The 20167-nt window shown below is 61.1% G+C and carries 20 protein-coding genes; 13 read left to right on the top strand and 7 right to left on the bottom strand.

All coding sequences use genetic code 11. The features are described from left to right. Positions 1-224: 224 nt before the first annotated feature. From C6Y56_RS07390 to C6Y56_RS07380, 3 genes are all read left to right on the top strand, one after another. On the top strand, positions 225-1583 hold the full coding sequence (locus C6Y56_RS07390) for a TolC family outer membrane protein (protein WP_169429335.1): 1359 nt from the start codon (positions 225-227) through the stop codon (positions 1581-1583). 114 nt (positions 1584-1697) lie between these two features. Continuing rightward, positions 1698-3857: a type I secretion system permease/ATPase gene (locus C6Y56_RS07385; RefSeq protein WP_169429334.1), complete on the top strand. Its 2160-nt coding sequence runs from the start codon at positions 1698-1700 to the stop codon at positions 3855-3857. A gap of 9 nt (positions 3858-3866) precedes the next feature. Continuing rightward, positions 3867-5228 (top strand): HlyD family type I secretion periplasmic adaptor subunit, encoded by a 1362-nt coding sequence (locus tag C6Y56_RS07380; RefSeq protein WP_169429333.1) that lies wholly within the window; start codon positions 3867-3869, stop codon positions 5226-5228. 120 nt (positions 5229-5348) lie between these two features. Here the strand turns inward: C6Y56_RS07380 and C6Y56_RS07375 are convergent, their stop codons facing one another. Then, positions 5349-5945 carry a tRNA-uridine aminocarboxypropyltransferase gene (locus C6Y56_RS07375; RefSeq protein ID WP_169429332.1) on the bottom strand — a complete coding sequence of 199 codons (597 nt, stop codon included), beginning with the start codon at positions 5943-5945 and terminating at the stop codon, positions 5349-5351. Positions 5946-5949: 4 nt separating this feature from the next. Beyond that, on the bottom strand, positions 5950-6843 hold the full coding sequence (locus tag C6Y56_RS07370; RefSeq protein WP_169429331.1) for a LysR family transcriptional regulator: 894 nt from the start codon (positions 6841-6843) through the stop codon (positions 5950-5952). 442 nt (positions 6844-7285) lie between these two features. On the opposite strand from C6Y56_RS07370, the gene speB reads away from it, so the two are divergent. The 6 genes from speB (at position 7286) to C6Y56_RS07340 (ending at position 12871) form a co-directional block, all read left to right on the top strand. Further along, a complete protein-coding gene (speB, locus tag C6Y56_RS07365) occupies positions 7286-8236 on the top strand; it encodes an agmatinase (RefSeq protein ID WP_003222717.1) in 951 nt (316 codons plus the stop codon). 10 nt (positions 8237-8246) lie between these two features. Beyond that, positions 8247-8669, top strand: coding sequence for a YybH family protein (locus C6Y56_RS07360; RefSeq protein WP_169429330.1), 423 nt, complete (start codon positions 8247-8249; stop codon positions 8667-8669). Positions 8670-8724: 55 nt separating this feature from the next. Further along, complete coding sequence (locus tag C6Y56_RS07355) at positions 8725-10236, top strand: purine-cytosine permease family protein (RefSeq protein ID WP_169429329.1); 1512 nt, start codon at positions 8725-8727, stop codon at positions 10234-10236. A gap of 155 nt (positions 10237-10391) precedes the next feature. Then, positions 10392-11771 (top strand): sodium:solute symporter, encoded by a 1380-nt coding sequence (locus tag C6Y56_RS07350; RefSeq protein WP_169429328.1) that lies wholly within the window; start codon positions 10392-10394, stop codon positions 11769-11771. A gap of 82 nt (positions 11772-11853) precedes the next feature. Further along, a complete protein-coding gene (locus tag C6Y56_RS07345) occupies positions 11854-12579 on the top strand; it encodes an MBL fold metallo-hydrolase (protein WP_169429327.1) in 726 nt (241 codons plus the stop codon). A gap of 43 nt (positions 12580-12622) precedes the next feature. Continuing rightward, entirely contained in the window at positions 12623-12871 is a 249-nt protein-coding gene (locus tag C6Y56_RS07340) for an acyl carrier protein (RefSeq protein ID WP_169429326.1), read from the top strand. Between the two features lie 106 nt (positions 12872-12977). On the opposite strand, the gene C6Y56_RS29370 is transcribed toward C6Y56_RS07340, so the two are convergent. Both C6Y56_RS29370 and ptrR read right to left on the bottom strand, forming a co-directional pair. Next, positions 12978-13106, bottom strand: a complete 129-nt coding sequence (locus C6Y56_RS29370; RefSeq protein ID WP_007914492.1) for a PA1414 family protein — start codon at positions 13104-13106, stop codon at positions 12978-12980. 142 nt (positions 13107-13248) lie between these two features. Continuing rightward, positions 13249-14142, bottom strand: a complete 894-nt coding sequence (ptrR, locus tag C6Y56_RS07335) for a putrescine utilization regulator PtrR (protein WP_169429325.1) — start codon at positions 14140-14142, stop codon at positions 13249-13251. A gap of 104 nt (positions 14143-14246) precedes the next feature. On the opposite strand from ptrR, the gene C6Y56_RS07330 reads away from it, so the two are divergent. Next, complete coding sequence (locus C6Y56_RS07330) at positions 14247-15428, top strand: MFS transporter (protein WP_169429324.1); 1182 nt, start codon at positions 14247-14249, stop codon at positions 15426-15428. Here C6Y56_RS07330 and C6Y56_RS07325 read toward each other — a convergent pair. The 3 genes from C6Y56_RS07325 to C6Y56_RS07315 form a co-directional block, all read right to left on the bottom strand. Beyond that, entirely contained in the window at positions 15373-16305 is a 933-nt protein-coding gene (locus C6Y56_RS07325) for a DMT family transporter (RefSeq protein ID WP_169429323.1), read from the bottom strand. The two genes, C6Y56_RS07330 and C6Y56_RS07325, sit on opposite strands and share 56 nt — an antisense overlap. Positions 16306-16457: 152 nt before the next feature. After that, complete coding sequence (locus C6Y56_RS07320; protein ID WP_169429322.1) at positions 16458-16868, bottom strand: DUF2177 family protein; 411 nt, start codon at positions 16866-16868, stop codon at positions 16458-16460. Between the two features lie 45 nt (positions 16869-16913). Further along, positions 16914-17750: a CvfB family protein gene (locus C6Y56_RS07315; protein ID WP_169429321.1), complete on the bottom strand. Its 837-nt coding sequence runs from the start codon at positions 17748-17750 to the stop codon at positions 16914-16916. A gap of 350 nt (positions 17751-18100) precedes the next feature. On the opposite strand from C6Y56_RS07315, the gene C6Y56_RS07310 reads away from it, so the two are divergent. From C6Y56_RS07310 to C6Y56_RS07300, 3 genes are all read left to right on the top strand, one after another. Continuing rightward, positions 18101-18289, top strand: coding sequence for a hypothetical protein (locus C6Y56_RS07310; protein WP_016985943.1), 189 nt, complete (start codon positions 18101-18103; stop codon positions 18287-18289). 218 nt (positions 18290-18507) lie between these two features. Then, positions 18508-19224, top strand: a complete 717-nt coding sequence (locus C6Y56_RS07305) for a TorF family putative porin (protein WP_169429320.1) — start codon at positions 18508-18510, stop codon at positions 19222-19224. A 71-nt stretch (positions 19225-19295) separates the two neighbouring features. Next, positions 19296-20165 carry a DUF6279 family lipoprotein gene (locus C6Y56_RS07300; protein ID WP_169429319.1) on the top strand — a complete coding sequence of 290 codons (870 nt, stop codon included), beginning with the start codon at positions 19296-19298 and terminating at the stop codon, positions 20163-20165. Positions 20166-20167: the final 2 nt, after the last annotated feature.

Below are 20167 nucleotides of genomic sequence, written 5' to 3'. Positions count from 1 at the left end.
CACTCCCTAAAGCGCATAAAACAAAGGCTTTCGAATGGAACAATGTGCCGGATTCGGCGAAGCGCATAAGTTTTTTTTGGCATAAGCCATATGAAAAATTTTTCTTAGCTACGCTTCAAGATGTTCTTAGCTCTGTTGTAACAGCGATGAGACGCTAAACACTAAAAATATCGTCAATAAATTGGCGACAGCGAAATACCATCAGGACTCAGGGAGATGCACCCATGCGCGTTCTAACCCCCCTCTGCAGTGCGGTTTTGCTGGCCATGGCTTGCACATCCCAAGCTCAGGCCATGAACCTCACCGAAGCCATTCAGAGCACCATCGCGACCCACCCGGAACTGGCGTCGCGGGTTGACGCCAAACTGTCGGCCGACGAACAGGTAAAAGTCGCCAAGGGTGGCTTCTATCCGTCGGTGGATCTGAACGCTGCTTATGGGCGCGGCTACAGCGACAACACCAACACCCGGGCCCTCGGTAACCACCACACCGCAATCCTCAACTACACCCAGTCCGAGCTGCGTCTGCGGCAGATGCTGTTCGACGGTTTCAACACCGCCAACGAAGTCGAGCGCACCAAGGGCGTGTCCAATTCGCGCGCGTATTACGCGCAAGGTACCGCCCAGGACCTGGCCCTGCGTACCATCGAGGTTTACCTCGAAGTGCTCAAGCGCCGCGAACTGGTAACCCTGGCCAGGAACAATCTGCAGGCGCACCTGCGGGTCAATGACCAGATCGGCCTGCGCACCCAGCGCGGCATCGGCAGCACTGCCGACTCCGACCAGTCGGTGGCCCGTAAGGCGTTGGCGCAGAACAACCTCGACACCGCCGAGGTCGATCTGGCGGACGCCGAATCGAATTTCTACGCCGTGGTCGGGCGCATGCCCGATGAACTGGAAGCACCGGCCTCGACCCGTGGTGAATTGCCCGCCAGCCTGCCCGAAGCCCAGCAGAGCATGGTCGAGAACAACCCGTATCTGAAATCCGCCCAGGCCGACGTGCAATCGGCCGAGAGCCAGTACGAAGTCGCCAAGTCGCCGTTCTACCCGCGTTTCGATGCCGAAGCGGCGGTCGGCGCCAACAACAACGTGCAGGGTGACGAGGGCCACGACAACGAATGGCGGGTCGGCGTGGTGATGAATTACAACCTGTTCCGCGGGGGCAGCGACAAGGCACGCCTGGCCTCCGACGCGCACCAGATCAACCAGGCCATGGACATCCGCAACAACGCCCTGCGCCAGCTCAACGAAAACATTCACCTGGCCTGGAACGCCATGGTCAACGCCAAGAAACAGACCCCGACCGCCCGCGAATACGCCGAGACCACCAAGCGCGTGCGCGCGGCCTATCAGGATCAGTTCGGCCTCGGCCAACGCACCCTGCTTGACCTGCTCGACAGTGAAAACGAGCTGTACAACGCCAACCGCCGCTACACCGAAATCCGCTACACCGAGGAGTTTTCGATGTACCGCGTGCTGGCGAACATGGGTCAGTTGCTGAGCAAACAACGGGTGGTACTGCCCGCCGATGCGATTGCCGCTACCGAGGTGAAGAACGAAGCACGTCTGCCCGAGCTGAAATAAGCCCCGTGCAGGCGCTGCCGAAGGCCGCAATCTGATCGTTCCCACGCTCCGCGTGGGAACGATCAACACAGGGTTGATGTGGATAGCCGAGCCAGTTCAACGGGAGCGATCAATATGACCAGCATGGAACCCGGAACATCCGGGATCGATCCGCGGCTGAGCTTCGATGACCCGTTACTCGACGGTCTGTTGATCCTCTGCAAACTCCATGGCGCGACGGTCAGTCGCGCCAGCCTGAGTGCCGGGCTGCCCCTGGACAAACAACGCCTGAGCCTGGACCTGCTGCCCCGCGCCGCCGCCCGGGCCGGGTTGCAGGCGCGCTTGCTGCGCCGGGAACTCAAAGACATTTCACCGCTGAACCTGCCGGTGCTGTTGCTGCTGGGCAACGGGCGCACGGCGGTGCTGCGGCGTTTTGCCGATGATGGCAAGGCGCTGATCCTGCCCAGTGAGGCCGACGGCGGCGAGCAGTGGGTCAGCCGCGAAGAACTCGCTGAACACTATACGGGGCAGGCCCTGTTCGCCCGGCCACGGCATGAACTGGAAGACCTGCGTTCACCGCTGGTGCCACGGGTGCAGGCGTGGTTTCGCGATACCCTGAAGCTGTCGAAATGGCTGTACAGCGACGCGATCCTCGCCAGTTTCCTGATCAACCTGCTGGGCCTGATGGTGCCGCTGTTCGTGATGCAGACCTACGACCGGGTGGTGCCGAACCAGGCCACGTCAACCCTGTGGGTGCTGGCCATCGGGCTGCTGATCGGCACCGGGTTCGAACTGGTGCTGCGGGTGGTGCGCGCGCACCTGCTGGACACCGCCGGCAAGAAAACCGACGTGATCCTTTCCGCGACTTTATTCGAGCGCATCACCGGTATGGCGATGAAGGCCCGGCCGGCGACCATCGGCGGATTTGCCCAGAGCATTCACGATTTTCAGGGGCTGCGGGAATTTCTCACCGCCGTCACCCTGACCAGCCTGATCGACCTGCCCTTCGTGGTGTTGATGCTGGTGGTGATCGGCCTGCTCGGTGGCTGGCTGGTGGTGATTCCGCTGCTGGCGTTTCCGATCACGATCGTGTTCGCGATGATCATTCAGGTTCGCCTGCGCGACACCGTACAAAAAAGCCTGAGCCTCGGCGCCGAGCGTCAGGCGTTGCTGATCGAAACCCTCGGCGGCCTGGAAACCCTCAAGGCCTGCAGCGCCGAAAGCGAGCGCCAGCACAAATGGGAGAGCACCCACGGCGCCCTCACCCGCCTCGACAGCCACGCCCGTAATCTCTCGGCGCTGGCCACCAACGGCACGTTGTTCATCCAGCAGTTCTCGGGGATGGCGACCATCGTCGCCGGGGTCTACAGCATCATCGCCGGCAACCTCAGCGTCGGTGCGCTGGTCGCCAGTTACATGCTCGGCAGCCGCGTGCTCGCGCCACTGGGCCAGATCGCCGGGCTGATCACCCGCTACCAGCAAGCGCAACTGACCATGAAAAGCACCGACGCGCTGATGGCCCTGCCCCAGGAGCGTGACGGCAAACAGCAGCCGCTGGAGCGCACGCAATTGCAAGGTGCGCTGGACGCCAATGCGGTGACTTTTCATTACAACGGCCAGAATGCACCGGCCCTGAGCAACGTTAGTTTCAGCGTCAAACCCGGCGAGCGGATCGGCATCATTGGTCGCAGCGGCTCGGGCAAAAGCACGTTGGCGCGGCTGGTGATGGGGTTCTACGAACCGGAAGAAGGCCAACTGCTGCTCGACGGCCTCGACCTGCGGCAACTGGATGTCGCCGACCTGCGCCAGCAGATCGGTTATGTCGCCCACGACCTGCCGCTGCTGGCCGGCAGCCTGCGCGACAACCTGACCCTCGGCGCCCGCTATATCAGCGATTCGCGCATGCTTGAAGTGGCCGAACTGACCGGCGTCACCGAGCTTGCCCGGCAGCATCCGCAAGGCTTCGACCGACCGGTGGGCGAGCGCGGGCAATTGCTCTCCGGCGGTCAGCGCCAGGCCGTTCTGCTGGCCCGGGCGCTATTGCTCGACCCGCCGATCATGCTGCTCGACGAACCCACCAGCGCCATGGACAACAGCAGCGAAGACGTCCTGCGCCAGAAGCTGCACGGCTGGGTGCAGGGCAAAACCTTGCTGCTGGTCACCCACCGCACCTCGATGCTGAGCCTGGTGGACCGGTTGCTGGTGCTGGACAACGGCCGGATCGTCGCCGACGGTCCGAAAGAAGCAGTCATCGATGCACTGCGCAAGGGCCGGGTCGGCTCGGCGGCGGTCTAGGAGTTGCCCATGTCTGCTTCCTCCTCTTCAAAACAGCGCGGTTATTTCGACAGTTTCGGCAAAAGCGCCGAGGCTGAATTCATGCCGGAAACCGCCGGCGCCTCATTGCAGGATTCGCCGCGCTGGTCGCGCATTACCGTGTGGCTGGCCGCGGCGCTGCTGATCAGTGCGCTGGTCTGGGCCAAGTTCGCCGTGCTCCAGGAAGTGACCATGGGCGAAGGCAAGGCGATTCCGTCGAGCAAGGTTCAGGTGATCCAGAACCTCGAGGGTGGGATCGTCACCGAGATCTTCGTGCGTGAAGGGCAGATGGTCAGCAAGGGCGACACCTTGCTGCGGCTGGATGACACGCGGTTTCTGTCGAACAAGGGAGAGAGCGAGGCCGATCGTTATGCCCTGACCGCGCAGGTCGAACGCTTGTCCGCCGAAGCCGAGGGCCGGCCGTTCAAGCTCTCTGACGAGGTGATTGCCAAGGCTCCGCAAGTGGCCGAGGACGAGCGCTCGCTGTACGAGCAGCGGCAACGGCGGCTGGCCAGCGAGCAACGCACCCTCAGCGAACAACTGCGGCAGAAGGCGCAGGAGCTGGCCGAGTTTCGGTCGAAACAGGGGCAATACAGTTCGAGCCTGGCGCTGCTGCAACAGGAAATGAACATGTCGGAACCGCTGGTGAAAACCGGTGCGGTTTCGCCCGTGGAGATCCTCCGTCTACGTCGTAGCGCAGTGGAAATTCGGGGCTCGTTGAATGCCACGACGCTCGCCATTCCCCGGGCCGAATCGGCGATCAACGAGATCAAAAGCAAGATCGACGAATCGGAGCAGACCTTCCGTTCCGAGGCGGCCAAGGAGCTCAACGAGAAACGCACCGACCTGTCGAAAATCACCGCCTCGAGCATCGCCATCGACGACCGTGTCAGCCGCACCACCGTGACCTCGCCGGTGCGTGGGGTGATCAAGCAGATGAAGGTCAACACCATCGGCGGCGTGGTCCAGCCGGGCAGCGACATGGTGGAAATCGTGCCGCTGGAAGACAACCTGCTGATCGAAGCCAAAGTCCGGCCGCAGGACGTGGCGTTCCTGCATCCGGGCCAGAAAGCCATGGTCAAGTTCAGCGCCTACGACTACACGATCTACGGCGGGCTGAGTGCCAAACTTGAACTGATCGGTGCCGACACCATCACCGACGACAAGGGCAACAGCTTCTACCTGATCCAGGTGCGCACCGACAAAAACCACCTGGGCGGGGATGTGAAACCGCTGCTGATCATTCCGGGGATGGTGGCGACGGTGGACATCATTACCGGGGAGAAAAGCGTGCTGGATTACCTGCTCAAACCGGTGTTGAAGGCGCGGACCGAGGCGATGCGCGAGCGCTAGTGATGATCCGGAATTTGGGGTGAATCATCTGGCCTCTTCGCGGGCAAGCCCGCTCCCACATTTGAAATGCGTTCCCTGTGGGAGCGGGCTTGCTCGCGAAGAGGCCAGCTCAGACAACGACTATCTGTCGCCATGATTACGCTGAAAAACCTCTTCCCCCATCGCTGCAATCTGCCCTTCGATCAACGCCTCGAACGGCTTGAGCAACGGCTCGAACGACGTCGGTGCTTCCAGCGTCTGCAACGCCTGAACAATCGCCTCGATGGTCGACAACGCCCCCGGCCCCGGTGCCTTGCGCAACCGATACCGGGAAACCCCGCCCTGCGCCAGCGTCACCCGGGGCAACGCCGCCAGCAGCGGATTCAGATGCAACATCTTGCGCGCCTTGCGCCACGTGCCGTCGGGCACCACCAGCAGTAACGGCTCATCCGATGCGGTGTAAGCCTGCATCGGCTGTGCATCGTCCGCCGGAAACAGCAACCGCGCCCGATAGCCTGGCCGGTTCAACAGCGCGGGCAGATCCTCGAACACTTCACCGACGATCAGTTCGGCATTATTCAAACCGAGCGCCGCCAGTCGTGCCGTGTTGAGCGCGTGATTGACCTCGCTCGGGTGCTGCAACAGCAACACTCGGGTGCGGCTGTCGAGACTCGGGATCAGCGGGCACAGGCAATGGGTTTGTGGGCGCAGGCAGCGCGGGCATTGGGGTCTGGACATGTTCTTATGCCTGATTGAGCTGCGCTTTGAGCAGGTCGCGGAAGGTCTGGATCAGCGGCTCGCGGCTGCGGCCTCGGCGCATGATCATCGAAAACGGCGCCTGATAACCGAAGGTCGCCGGCAGCAAAACCCGCAAATCGCCCTTGTCGGCCCAGGCCTGGGCGTAGTGCTCCGGCAGGTAACCGATGTAGGCGCCGGACAGCACCAGAATCAGCTGCGCCTCCATACTTTCCACGGTTGCGGCGCTGTGTTTGAAACCGTGGCGCGCCAGTTCCGCCTGGCTCCAGTAGCCACGACCGACCATGCGTTGCTGGGTAATGACCTGCTCGGGAATCCGCCGCTCGTTGAACAACGGGTGACGGTTGCTGCAATACAGCCAGTGCTGCTCGCGGTACAGCGGCATGTACACCAGACCGCTCATGCGTGTGGAAAACGCGCCGATGGCCAGATCGAGACGGTTGTCCTGCACGCCGAGTTGCAGTTCATACGGGCTCATCACCGACAAATGCAAATGCACCGCCGGGTGTTCCTGGCTGTAGGCGCCAATGGCTTCGGCGAACGGCAAGGCCTTGTCGCTGACCGTCGAGTCGATCACCCCCAGATTGAGCGTGCCGCGCAGTTCACCCTTGAGCGCGGCGGCGTATTGCTCGAAACCTTCGAGCTCGGCCAGCAGACGCAGGGTTTCCTGATGGAACAGCTCGCCCTTGCTGGTCAGGCTGAAACCGCCGCGCCCGCGATGACACAGCACCAGACCCAGCGCAGTTTCGAGCTGACTCATGTAGGTGCTGATCGCCGAGGTCGACAGGTTGAGTTCCTGCTGCGCGTTGGCAAACCCCTGATGACGCACGACGCTGACGAAGATGCGCAACAGTTTCAGGTCGGGTAAAGCGTTGGCCATGTCTACTCCGGGCTTTGGAACTGTGTTGTCTGGTCAATCCACCCCTCACCCCAGCCCTCTCCCCAAAGGGGAGAGGGGGAAAGGGAGCCGATCTCCATGGCCTTCAAATCCTGCGTCTGTCTCACGATTCTCCCGAGTTCGGCTCGATATTTCAGGTCGATGTCATTCATCCGGGCAACTCGATCGGCCCCCTCTCCCTCCGGGAGAGGGCTGGGCGGGCGGCGTTCCGATGAGGGCGGCGATGTTCAGCCGATCACAAACCCAAGGCGCACAAAGTCTATCCCGCCCCTCTCCATTAGTTTAGAAAATTCTGAACTAAGTATTTGCCCGTAGCGATTCTTCCGCCCCACTACATTTCGCAGAATCGGCCCACAGCGGTGCCCGTGACCTTGCGAATGCGGTGCGCCGACATAAATAAAACAAAGACGATGAGGCCCTACCCGTGGACAAGATTCTTCACCAACCACTGGGCGGCAACGAAATGCCGCGCTTCGGCGGCATCGCCACCATGCTCCGACTCCCCCATGTACCGACCGCTGCCGGCCTGGACGCTGCCTTCGTTGGCGTGCCGCTGGACATCGGTACTTCGCTGCGCCCCGGCACCCGCTTCGGGCCACGCGACATCCGCACCGAATCGGTGATGATCCGCCCGTACAACATGGCCACCGGCGCTGCGCCGTTCGACTCGCTGTCGGTTGCCGACATCGGTGACGTGGCGATCAACACCTTCAACCTGCTCGACGCCGTGCGCATCATCGAAGAAGCCTACGACAACATCCTCGAGCACAACGTGATCCCGATGACCCTGGGCGGCGACCACACCATCACCCTGCCGATCCTGCGTGCCATCCACAAAAAGCACGGCAAGGTCGGTCTGGTCCACATCGACGCCCACGCTGACGTCAACGATCACATGTTCGGCGAGAAAATCGCCCACGGCACGACCTTCCGTCGCGCCGTCGAAGAAGGTCTTCTGGACTGCGACCGCGTGGTGCAGATTGGTCTGCGGGCGCAGGGCTACACCGCTGACGACTTCAACTGGAGCCGCGATCAGGGCTTTCGCGTTGTTCAAGCCGAAGAGTGCTGGCACAAGTCGCTGGCACCGCTGATGGCCGAAGTGCGCGAGAAAGTCGGTGGCGGTCCGGTGTACCTGAGCTTTGACATCGACGGCATCGACCCGGCCTGGGCGCCTGGCACCGGCACCCCGGAAATCGGTGGTCTGACGACCATTCAGGCGATTGAAATCGTTCGCGGCTGCCAGGGCCTCGACCTGATCGGCTGCGATCTGGTAGAAGTCTCGCCCGCTTATGACACCACCGGCAACACCTCGCTGCTGGCCGCCAACCTGCTGTACGAAATGCTCTGCGTACTGCCGGGTGTGGTCCACCGCTGAGGGTCGGGTCATGAACGAACGTGATCAGGTTCTGAAAGCGGCCGCCGATCTGGTGTCCGCCTTCGCCCGCAACGATCGCGAAGCCTACTTCGGCGCGTTCAGCGCCGATGCCAGCTTCGTGTTCTACACCCTCGAACAGCCCCTGCTGTCGCGCGATGCCTATCAGGCGTTGTGGGACAGCTGGCGCGCCGAGGATGGCTTCGAGGTGCTGTCCTGCACCTCGAGCAACGCCTTCGTCAGCCTGCAGGGTGACATGGCGATTTTCATCCATGACGTGGCCACCGAGCTGCGCATGCAAGGGGAGCAACACTTCAGCCAGGAGCGCGAGACGATTGTTTTCAGGAAACAAGCGTCGAGCCTAGAACAACAAGGCCATTGGCTGGCCTGCCACGAACATTTGTCCGCAATGCCGGAAGGGCTGCCACCCCCTTAGCCAAACAGGTGACGCCTCACGCACGATGAGCGCGCCTTTATGATCGGAGCAGATCATGAATAACAACAACAAAGACCAAAGCCTTACGCAGATTGAAACCCACGGGGTCGAACAGATCCCGGACAACGAACGCACCGCCGGTCCCGTGGACTTGTTCCGCATGATCTTTGGCGGCGCGAATACCTTTGCCACCGCCGTGCTCGGCAGTTTCCCGGTGCTGTTCGGCCTGTCCTTTCAGGCGGGCGTCTGGGCGATTGTCGCGGGTGTGCTGCTCGGCTCGCTGATCCTCGCACCGATGGGCCTGTTCGGCCCGCTCAACGGCACCAACAATGCCGTGTCGTCCGGTGCGCACTTCGGCGTGCACGGGCGGATCGTCGGTTCGTTCCTGTCGTTGCTGACCGCCATCGCCTTCTTCTCGCTCTCGGTGTGGAGTTCGGGAGATGCGCTGATCGGTGGTGCGAAACGCCTGATCGGCCTGCCGGAAACCGACCTGACCCTGGGCCTGGCCTACGGTCTGTTCGCGATTCTGGTGCTGACCGTGTGCATCTACGGCTTCCGCTTCCTGCTGTGGGTGAACAAAGTCGCGGTGTGGAGCGCGAGCCTGCTGTTCCTGCTGGGCATCTTCGCCTTCGCCGGTCCCTTCGATTCGCACTACGTCGGCACCGTCAGCCTCGGCCAGCCGGGTTTCTGGGCCGCGTTCATCGGCGCCGCGCTGGTGGCCATGAGCAACCCGATTTCCTTCGGCGCGTTCCTCGGCGACTGGGCCCGCTACATCCCGCGTGAAACTTCGCGCAAGCGGATCATGGCGGCGGTGATTCTGTCGCAGATTGCTACGTTCATCCCGTTCCTGTTCGGCCTGACCACCGCGACCATCGTGGCGATCCAGGCACCGGACTACATCGCGGCCAACAACTACGTCGGCGGTCTGCTGGCGGTGTCGCCGAGCTGGTTCTTCCTGCCGGTGTGCCTGATTGCGGTGATCGGCGGCATGTCCACCGGCACCACGTCGCTGTATGGCACCGGGCTGGACATGTCGAGCGTGTTCCCGCGTCTGCTGTCGCGAGTGAAGGCGACGCTGCTGATTGGCGTGCTGTCGATTGCCTTCATCTTCATCGGGCGCTTTGCGGCGAACCTGGTGCAGAGCGTGTCGACCTTCGCCGTGCTGATCATCACCTGCACCACCCCGTGGATGGTGATCATGATCATCGGCCTGGTGGTGCGTCGCGGCTTCTACTGCCCGGACGACCTGCAAGTGTTCACGCGTGGTGAGCAAGGCGGACGCTATTGGTTCAGCCACGGCTGGAACTGGCGCGGCCTGGGTGCCTGGATCCCGAGCGCGGCGGTCGGCCTGTGCTTCGTCAACCTGCCGGGGCAGTTCGTCGGCCCGCTCGGTGAACTGGCCGGCGGCATCGACATCAGCCTGCTGGTGACCCTCGGGCTGGCCTCGGTGATGTACCTGATGCTGCTGAGCCTGTTCCCGGAACCGGCGCTGGTCTACGGCCCGAAGGATCCCCGGAGCCAGGGTGCTGCCACAGCAGCAAAGCCTGAAATGCGTCAGCCAGCCTGACACCATCCCCCCTGTGGGAGCGAGCCTGCTCGCGATGACGGCAGCACATCCAACATCGATGTGACTGAAAAATCGCTATCGCGAGCAGGCTCGCTCCCACAAGGAAAAAATGATTTTTGTTTCACCATAAAAAAGACAATCGGAGACACGCCATCATGGCTTTGGATTTATTCGTCGTCCTCATCTACGCGGCCGGCATGCTGTTGCTCGGCTATTTCGGCATGCGCAAAGCCAAGACCAACGAGGACTTTCTCGTCGCCGGACGTAACCTCGGCCCGAGCCTGTACATGGGCACCATGGCGGCGACCGTTCTGGGTGGCGCGTCTACCGTCGGCACCGTGCGTCTGGGCTACGTGCACGGCATTTCCGGCTTCTGGCTGTGCGCGGCACTGGGTTGCGGCATCGTGGCGCTGAACCTGTTCCTGGCCAAGCCGCTGCTGAAACTGAAGATCTACACCGTTACCCAGGTCCTGGAAAAACGCTACAACCCGATGGCCCGCTCGGCGAGCGCGGCGATCATGCTGGCCTATGCGCTGATGATCGGCGTGACCTCGATCCTCGCCATCGGCACCGTGCTGCAAGTGCTGTTCGGCCTGCCGTTCTGGGTCTCGGTACTGCTCGGCGGTGGCGTCGTGGTGGTCTACTCGGCCATCGGCGGCATGTGGTCGCTGACCCTGACCGACATCGTCCAGTTCATCATCAAGACCGTCGGCCTGATGTTCATCCTGTTGCCGATCTGCCTGTACCGCGTCGGCGGCTGGGACGAACTGGTGCTGAAGCTGCCGGCTGCGGCATTCAACTTCACCACCATCGGCTGGGACACGATCATCACCTACTTCATGATCTACTTCTTCGGCATCCTGATCGGTCAGGACATCTGGCAACGGGTGTTCACCGTCAAGAACGAAAAAGTGGCTCAGTACGCCGGTAGCTTCGCGGGCATCTACTGCATCCTTTACGGTCTGGCCTGTGCCCTGATCGGCATGGCGGCGCACGTACTGATTCCGGATCTGGACAACGTCAACAACGCCTTCGCCGCGATCGTCAAACTGTCGCTCCCGGATGGCATCCGGGGTCTGGTGATCGCCGCTGCTCTGGCTGCGATGATGTCTACCGCCAGCGCCGGTCTGCTCGCCGCTGCCACCACCCTGACCGAAGACCTGCTGCCGAAACTGCGGGGTGGCAAACAATCGAGCCTGGGTGTGAACCGTCTGTTCACCCTACTGACCGGTGTCGTGGTGCTGGGTATCGCGCTGGTGGTCAATGACGTGATCAGCGCCCTGACCCTCGCTTACAACCTGCTGGTGGGCGGCATGCTGATCCCGCTGATCGGCGCGATCTTCTGGAAGCGCGCCACCACCGCCGGCGCCATCGCCAGCATGGGCCTGGGCTTCGCCACCGCCCTGCTGTTCATGGTCAAGGACGGTCTGGATGCCAACACGCCGATCTACTACAGCCTGGCTGTGGGGCTGGTGAGTTTTGTGGTGGTCAGCCTGTTTTCCCGTCGCCCGGCGACCGTGGCGAGCGCGATCTAAGCTGAAGCCGTAGCAACAACTTTCTTCGGCGGGTGTGGCGTCGGTTGCCACACCCGTTTTTTTCGTCTCAAGGAAAGTGCTTATGAAGATTGTTTCTCGCGATCAGTGGTTCGAAGTGCAAAACCTGAGCGATGACATTCGCCTGATCCACGAACCATTCATCCGCCCGTTCTACCGCTGCAACCTCTGGCATGTTCAGGGGCGTGACAAGGATTTGCTGCTCGACAGCGGTTCCGGGCTGGTCAGCCTGCGCGAGCAATTGCCGTGGCTGACCGAACGGCCGCTGGTGGCGGTGGCCAGTCATTGCCATTTCGATCACATCGCCGGGCATCACGAGTTCGCCGAACGGCTGGTACATCCCGCCGAGGCAGACATTCTGGCAGCACCGGATGGCGAGAATGACTTGAGCCGGGCCTTCGTCGGCGACGACATGTTCGAGGCGCACCCGGATTGCCCGTTGTGCTACGCCGAATACCGGGTCAAGGCGGCACCGGCCACGGGTTTTGTCGAGGACGGCGATGTGCTGGACCTGGGCAACCGCACGCTGCAGGTGCTGCACACGCCGGGGCATTCGCCGGGCGGGATCAGCCTCTACGAAGTGGCCAGCGAAACCTTGTTCAGCGGCGACATCATCTACGACGGGCCGCTGATTGAAGACGCCTACCACTCGAATCTCGAGGACTACGCCGCCAGCCTGCGACGCTTGCAGGCGTTGCCGATCCGTACCGTGCATGGCGGGCATTTCGGCAGTTTCTCAGGAGAGCATTTACGTTCGATGATTGACGAATGGTTGCGCCGACACGCCTGAGGCCTGCTGTACTCCAGTCAGACCTACCCAAAAAAGATCTGCCATGAGAAGAGCTGCCGTGCGTGCCGCCGTCCACAGGTTCATCAAGCGTCTGCTGGAAAACCAAGACTTCAATGACCGCACCAGCCTGGCGGAGTTGGGTCTGGAGAAGGCGGATATCGAAGACCTGATCTTCCATCTGGAAGACGAATTCGGACTGACGGCATTCACCGCCGAAGAAGATCACATGCTCAAGAACGCGAAAACCGCGAACGACTTGAGCCGCTTTCTGATCGAGATCGGGCGACACTGAAAAGCAAAAGATCGCAGTCTTCGTCAACGCCTGCACGGTTTCATGCAGGCGTTGACGAAGGCTGCGATCTCTTTAACTTCAAATCGTTGTTATTCAGATCGGGGCATTAGCGCCGACGCTGCTGACGCCGACGCTGTTCGTCGTCAGTGCGAATCGGGACCGGTTGCAGAGGCGGTTCGATCAAGCCGAGGGCAACACCCAAATCGTGCAGCCAGTTTTGAATTTTCTCTTTCATCGTCATGCCCCCTTCAGGGTGGTGCTGAGCGTCCGGAATTCTGAGGCCGCTTCGCACTGATAATAGTCCGAAGTCCTACGCAATGCTCGGCCAAATCCGCAATGATCTGTTACTGAATGGATCAAAATCCCTGACCGTTCGTTCAAGCCGTTTCCCGGGTATCTTCGCCAGCCACGGGATAGAGCGCCTGCTGCTGTTCAATCCAGGCATTGAGGTTGGCGCCGACCATCCCCCGACGCCACATGAGCCAGGTTGTCGCACTGGCAAAAGGCTCGGCCAGCGAGTGCACCGCGACACTTTCACGCCCCGGCAGACTGGCGAGCATCGACTCCGACATCAGTGCCACGCCGCTGCCGGCAATCACACAGGCGAGCATGCCCTGATAGGACTCGATCTCCATCGCCCGGCCCATCGCCGCGTGATAGTGAGCGAACCACGACTCCAGCCGCGCCCGGTAGGCGCAACCATGACGAAAGGTAAACACCGCCCGCCCCTCGACATCCTTGGCACTGCGCACCGGCGGGTGATCCGGCTCGCTGATCAGCACCAGCCGCTCATTGCACAGCGGCACCCCGTCGATCCCGGCCAGCTGCGGCGGGCCATCCACCAGTGCCGCGTCCAGCCGCCCGGTGAGCAAACCTTCCAGCAATTCGCCACTGGGCCCGGACTGCACCTGCAGATTCACTGCCGGATACTGCTTGTGATACCGCGCCAGCAGCGCCGGCAAATGGATCGCCGCGGTGCTGTACAGGGTGCCGAGCACGAAATCCCCCGCCGGTTGCCCGCCCATCACCGCCGCACTGGCCTGATCGCGCAGGGCGAACAGTTTGCCGGTGTAGTCCAGCAGGACTTTTCCCGCAGGCGACAACTGCAAACGCTGACGCTCACGGACGAACAGTTCGACACCCAGTTGCTCCTCCAGCTGTTTGAGCCGGGTCGACAGGTTCGACGGCACGCGGTGCAAACGTTCGGCGGCACGGGTGATAGAGCCCTCCTGCGCCACGGCCTGGAAGATTCGCAGCTGGCTGAACTCCACAACCTTTCTCCTGAACAGAACAAGTTACTCACTATTATTCAATTTTAAAGAAAGTCAATCAGTCCTAGCCTGACGGTCATTGAACCTCCAACGGAATTCAGACCATGTCACCCCTGATTCGCTTATCCGCCTGTTTCATTGCCCTGATGATGGCCATGGGCATCGGGCGTTTCGCCCTCACCCCGCAACTGCCGCACCTGCTCAGTGAAGGCCAGATCGACCTGACGGCCGCCGGTCTGATTGCGGCGGCCAACTACCTCGGTTACCTGCTCGGGGCGCTGGATGCGATGCTTTCCCGGCGGCCGGATCAAGTGCAGCGGCGTCTGCACGGCGGCCTGTGGTTGTGTGTGCTGCTGACGCTGGCGTCGTTCTGGGCCAACGGTTTCTGGTCGCATCTGCTGCTGCGTTTCGGCACCGGTGTGGCGAGCGCCTGGGTGCTGGTGATGATTACGGCACTGAGTCAGCCACTGGCTGCGGCGGCCGGTCGTCCACGGTTGGGGGCGTTGGTGTTTGCCGGGCCGGGGCTGGGGATTTTTCTGACCGGGTTGCTGGCGCTGTTCTCACATCTGGCGCAGCAAACTTCCGCCACTTTGTGGCTGATCTATGCCGCCGTGGCGCTGGTGATGTTGCTGGGGATCGTGCGGATTCTGCCGCAACCGGGCGTCGGTGTGCCGGCCGCACCGACTGCCGCAAGTTCGTCGGATCGTGGAATTGGGCGTCTGGCGGTGGTGTATGCCTTTTACGGCGTGGGCTACATCATTCCGGCCACGTTTCTGTCGCAAATGGCCAACGCGCAGTTTCACGGGCAATGGCAGGCCGATCTGTTCTGGCCGTGCTTCGGCCTCGGCGCTTCGATCGGGGTGTTGCTGGTGAGTCTGCGTCGGCACGATCCGGACACCACCCGGCACTGGTTGATGGCGACGCTATGGTTGCAGGCTGCCGGGGTGTTTGCCTGCCTGTTGGGCAGCGGCCTCGGTCTGGCTTTGGGCGTGATCCTGTGCGGCACGCCGTTCCTGGCCTGCATGCAACTGGTGATGCAACGCTCCCGGGAACTGGCGCCCCACGCCACCCAGCGTAACGCCGGCCTGCTGACTGCGTGTTTCGCCGTCGGCCAGCTCAGCGGGCCGTTGCTGGCGGCGGTCAGCAGCCATTTCAGCGGTGGCCTGCAACCGGCGTTGGTACTCGCCGGCAGCGGCTTGCTGATCGCCGGCGGGCTGGCGTGCAAATCGGTTACGGCTGACCGAGCGCCTTGCGCAAACGCCGACGCACCCACTGTTCCGCGCTGACGAAGGTGATGCCAAGCAACACCAGCACGGCGCCGATAATGAAGTTCAGGCTCAACTCTTCGCCGAGCAACACCACGCCGAACGTGACGCCGAACAACGGCGTCATGAAGGAAAACACGGCGAGGTTGGCCGCCAGATAACGGCGCAGCAGCCAGAACCAGGTCAGGTAACTGAAGAACGACACCACCAGCCCCTGGAACAGCACGCTGCCCACGGCCACGGCGGTCAGGCTGACGTGGGTGATCTGGCCGCTGAGCAGTGCGATCAACAGCAGGCCGACGAAACCGACGATCAGCTGATAAAACAGAGTCAGCGTCACCGGCGCTTCCGACAGGCGCGAGGCGCGCACCACTACGGTGGTCGCCCCCCAACTGGCGCCGGCCAGCACGCCGAGGGCATCGCCCAGCAGCATGCGGTGATCGAGGTTGTCCCACGACACGCCGCCGGCAAACGCCACGGCAATCCCGACGAATGCCATGAGGATCCCCAGCCATTGCACCGGCCGCAGACGCTCGCTGGGCAACAGAAAATGCACGCCCAGCGCAGTGAAGATCGGCGCGGTATAGAGGAACACCGACATGTGCGCTGCAGTGGTCAGCTGCAAGCCTTCGGAGATGAAGAAGAACTCCAGCCCGAACAAGGCACCGGCCAGTAAACCGCCGCGCCAGGTCGTGCCGACCTGATCCCAGCCGCCCTTCCAGCAAATCAGCAAGCCCACGAGCAACGCGGAAATTCCCGACCGCCCCGCCGCCTGCATCACCGGCGCGATATCGGTCGCCGCCCACTTGATCATCACCTGCTGCACGCCCCAGATCAGGCACAGGCCGATCATCACTTGCAGGGCAAAGCCGTCGGCACTCCGCCGACTGACGCTCACCGCAGCACCTCGAATACACACCACATGGCAGTTTTTCCAAAGATCAAAACAAAGCCCCGGCTCTTCGTCCGGGGCGAAAAATGGTCTCGGGGATTATTAACCAGTTGGCCAGAAAAAGCCGTCTGGAAGAGACACTTCGTTCTCCTGAAACGTCAGCGGTGACGGGCTGACCCGCCATACCGGCCGGTCACGACAAATCCGACCGTACAGGCCAGCGCCGTGGCAAACGTCCCCCAGGCCCAATCCATCAATGTCACCTGCACCGACCAGCCGCGCAACGTCGCCCAGTTGGTCAGATCATAGGTGCCGTAAGCGACCAGCCCGAGCAGCGCACCCAAGCGGGCAGCGCGTTGCCAGGTCATCGCCGGCAACACCACGAACACCACACAGCCAAACACGTACAGGCAATAAAAAACCGCTGCCGGCACCAGCAACGGTTTTTCGAGCATCAGCGAACCGAGCAGTTCGCGATAGGTCGGCGCCATCAACACGCCGAGCCAGATGCCGTCCAGCAGTAGAAACGTCAGTAACGTGGCGACATAGGCAATCAGCGCTTTTTTCATCTGCCCGACCTCAAGTGAGCCCATGCAACATGGGCCACGTCAGGCTCAGGTTAGTTCAATACGATCGGCATGAATGACGATCTTGCCTTCCTTGTACAAGGAACCGATGGCCTTCTTGAAGTTGCCCTTGCTGACACCGAACAGGCTGCTGATCAGGGCCGGATCGCTCTTGTCGCTGACGGCCAGGGTGCCGTTGCTTTCGCGCAGCCTGGCGAGGATCTTCGAACTCAGACTGCTGGCCGCCTCCTGCCCCACCGGTTGCAGGCTCAGGCTGATCTTGCCGTCGGCGCGCACTTCCTTGATGAAGCCTTTCTCGCGCATGCCGGAGCGCATGAACTTGAAGATTTCGTTCTTGTGAATCAGGCCCCAGTGCTTGTTGTTGATGATCGCCTTGAAGCCCATGTCGGTGGCTTCGGCCACCAGCAGATCGACTTCCTGACCGGCGCTGTAGTTGGCCGGGGTCTTGTCGAGGTAGCGATCCAGTCGCGCAGTGGCGGTGATGCGGCGGGTGTGTTTGTCGAGGTAGACGTGCACCACGCAGTATTCGCCAGCGGTCATCTGACGTTTTTCTTCGGAGTAAGGCAGCAACAGATCCTTTGGCAACCCCCAATCGAGGAACACACCGATACTGTTGATTTCAACAACTTTCAAACTGGCAAATTCACCGACCTGAACTTTCGGTTTTTCAGTGGTGGCAATTAGTTTGTCATCGCTGTCCAGATAAATGAAAACATTGAGCCAGTCTTCATCTTCGCTGGGAATATCTTTAGGAATATAACGGTTGGGCAAAAGAATTTCGCCGTCGGCACCGCCGTCCAGATATAAACCGAAGTTAGTGTGTTTCACCACTTGCAAACTGTTGTAACGCCCGACTAAAGCCATTTCCAATACCCTCATTGCGTGGGCGGCATTCTACCCGTTTTTGCCGGCTTCGTCGGGCGCCAGATCCTGACCTCGACGGAAATCTGCGCGAAGCCTTGATTTTTCTAGGTTTGCCGCCGAGCGGGCACCATTCGTCAGACCGGCCCAGCGATTTTCCTCCGCTCCCGACCGTTGAAAATCATGCCGATCTCGAGCGATGTTTTTATTTAAAACAGCAGGTTAGCGAGGTATTTCAATTATTGAGCGAAGAATAATCCACGAACAAGGTTGGTTATTTCGGGGGATATTTACCAAGCAATTGTCAAGTTATTCCTGTACGATGCCTGGCCGAGTTACTTTTCTACAGGTTAATGGCCGCCATGCGTGTAAAAGCATCCACCAGCAAAGCAAAGCCAGCTCCAGCCGTTGAGACCAGCGAATCGATCAACGATCAGATCGCGGCATTCCTCAAGTCCGGCGGCGAGATCCAGCAAATTGCCAAGGGCGTCAGCGGCCAGACGTTCGGCCCGTCCAAGCAGATCAGCCTGGGCAAGAAGTAATCCCCCCCGCAACACACCAGTCCCAAGACGCTTTGAGCTTCGAAGCGTCTGGACCGGAACCCTCTCACCGCCTCTGTCGCGTTTAATCAAACTCAACAAAACAACAGAAATCGACGAACGGCCTCCGAAGCCGCACATTCGCCGGTATTCTTGCACGCGTCTGGATCAAGCGTTTCAGCAGGTACGTCGCCCTGCGCTCGCTGTTCAAGGAGTGACGCATGCTCAAACCCCTCTGTTTAATTCTTGCAGGACTGCTGGCGAGCCCGGTGGCGCACGCGCAGATTTTCCAGCGCGAACTCGGCGACTTCGACCTGAAACTCGGCACCACGCCCAGCCGCAGCATGGCCCAGGGTCTGGTCAAGCCCTCGGCAGCCGGCTCGTTCCACGGCGGCCTCGACCTGAGCCACGACAGCGGCCTCTACATTGGCCAGTACGCGCCGAGCATGGGGCTGACGCCGGGCAAGAATCTGGAGATCGACTCCTACGTAGGCTTTAAACAACCTTTCGATCAAACCCTCGGCTACGAAGTCGGGATGATCCATTACAGCTATCCGAAGGTCGAGACCCTCGACAGCCAGGAGCTGTTCGGCGGCCTGACCCTTCTCGGCAGCCGTTTCGGTATCGCACTGAGCAACGACCCGGACAAACAGAACAACACCTTGTTCGCCGATCTGGGCGGCAACCAGCCATTCGGCATCGGGATCAGCATGAAATACACCACCCATCAGCTCAATACTCCTGTCTCGGTGGACGGTGGGTATGTCAGCAGTTTTACCGATTGGTCGGTGAAGTTTTCCCGGCCGGTGATGGGCATTGACCTGGACCTGACTTACAGCAATTCCAGCCTCAGCGGCAGCGATTGCTCCGCCTATTCCGGGCACAACAGCCAGTGCGACGGGCTGGTCACGCTCAAGGCCGAACGCGCGTTCTATTGATTGGCTGAACTGCCGGGAGCATCCTGCGTTCACATAAGAATCAGACGCCAGGCTTTCGCAAGGACTCGCTCATGTCTCGCTGGTTCAAACACTGCGCCACCCTGTTGATCTTCACCCTCGCCCTCGGCGCGTGCAGCCGCGTCGGCCTCGCCTATCGCAATCTCGATGTGATCATTCCATGGACGCTCAGCGACTACCTGGACATGACCGGCGAACAGAAAGGCTGGTTCAACGAGCGCCTCAAGGAACACCTGAGCTGGCACTGCACCACCCAATTGCCGGGTTATCTGGACTGGCTGGATCGCCTGCAAACCATGGTCGAAACCAACCAGGTCACCGACGCCGCGCTCCAGGCCCGCACATTGGAGGCCAAGCAGGCAATTGCCGAAACTGCCCGGCAGATTACCCCGTCGGCGATTGAGTTGCTGCAAGGGCTGGACGACAAACAGGTCGCAGAAATGAACGATGCGTTTGCCAAGGATCTGCGCAAACGCCAGCAGGAATATGTGAAGCCACCACTGGCCCAGCAGATCGCCGAACGTGGCGCTCGGATGGACAAGCGCCTCAACGACTGGCTCGGGCCTTTGAGCACCACGCAAGAGCAACGCATAATGGCGTGGTCAAGAGCCCTGGGCGATCAGAACACTCAATGGATCGCCAACCGTGCGCACTGGCAACAGCAATTCAGCGCCGCCGTGGCCCAGCGCAAAAGTGCGGATTTCCCACAGCGGATCGAGACACTTCTGGTCTACCGCGAGCGCTTATGGACAGCGGATTACCGCAAGGCCTACGCCGACACCGAGGCGCAGGCACGTTCACTGGCGGTGGATCTGATGGCTGAGAGTACGCCACAACAACGACAGCGGTTGTTGAAGAAAATCGACGGGGTGCGCAAGGACTTCAATGATCTCAAATGTTTGCAAGCTGCGAAGGCTGGCTGAGA

Source organism: Pseudomonas fluorescens, from assembly GCF_012974785.1.
GTDB lineage: Bacteria > Pseudomonadota > Gammaproteobacteria > Pseudomonadales > Pseudomonadaceae > Aquipseudomonas > Aquipseudomonas fluorescens_BT.
Note: the sequence above shows the minus strand (reverse complement) of the source record. Positions and strands in the feature narration are given on the sequence as shown.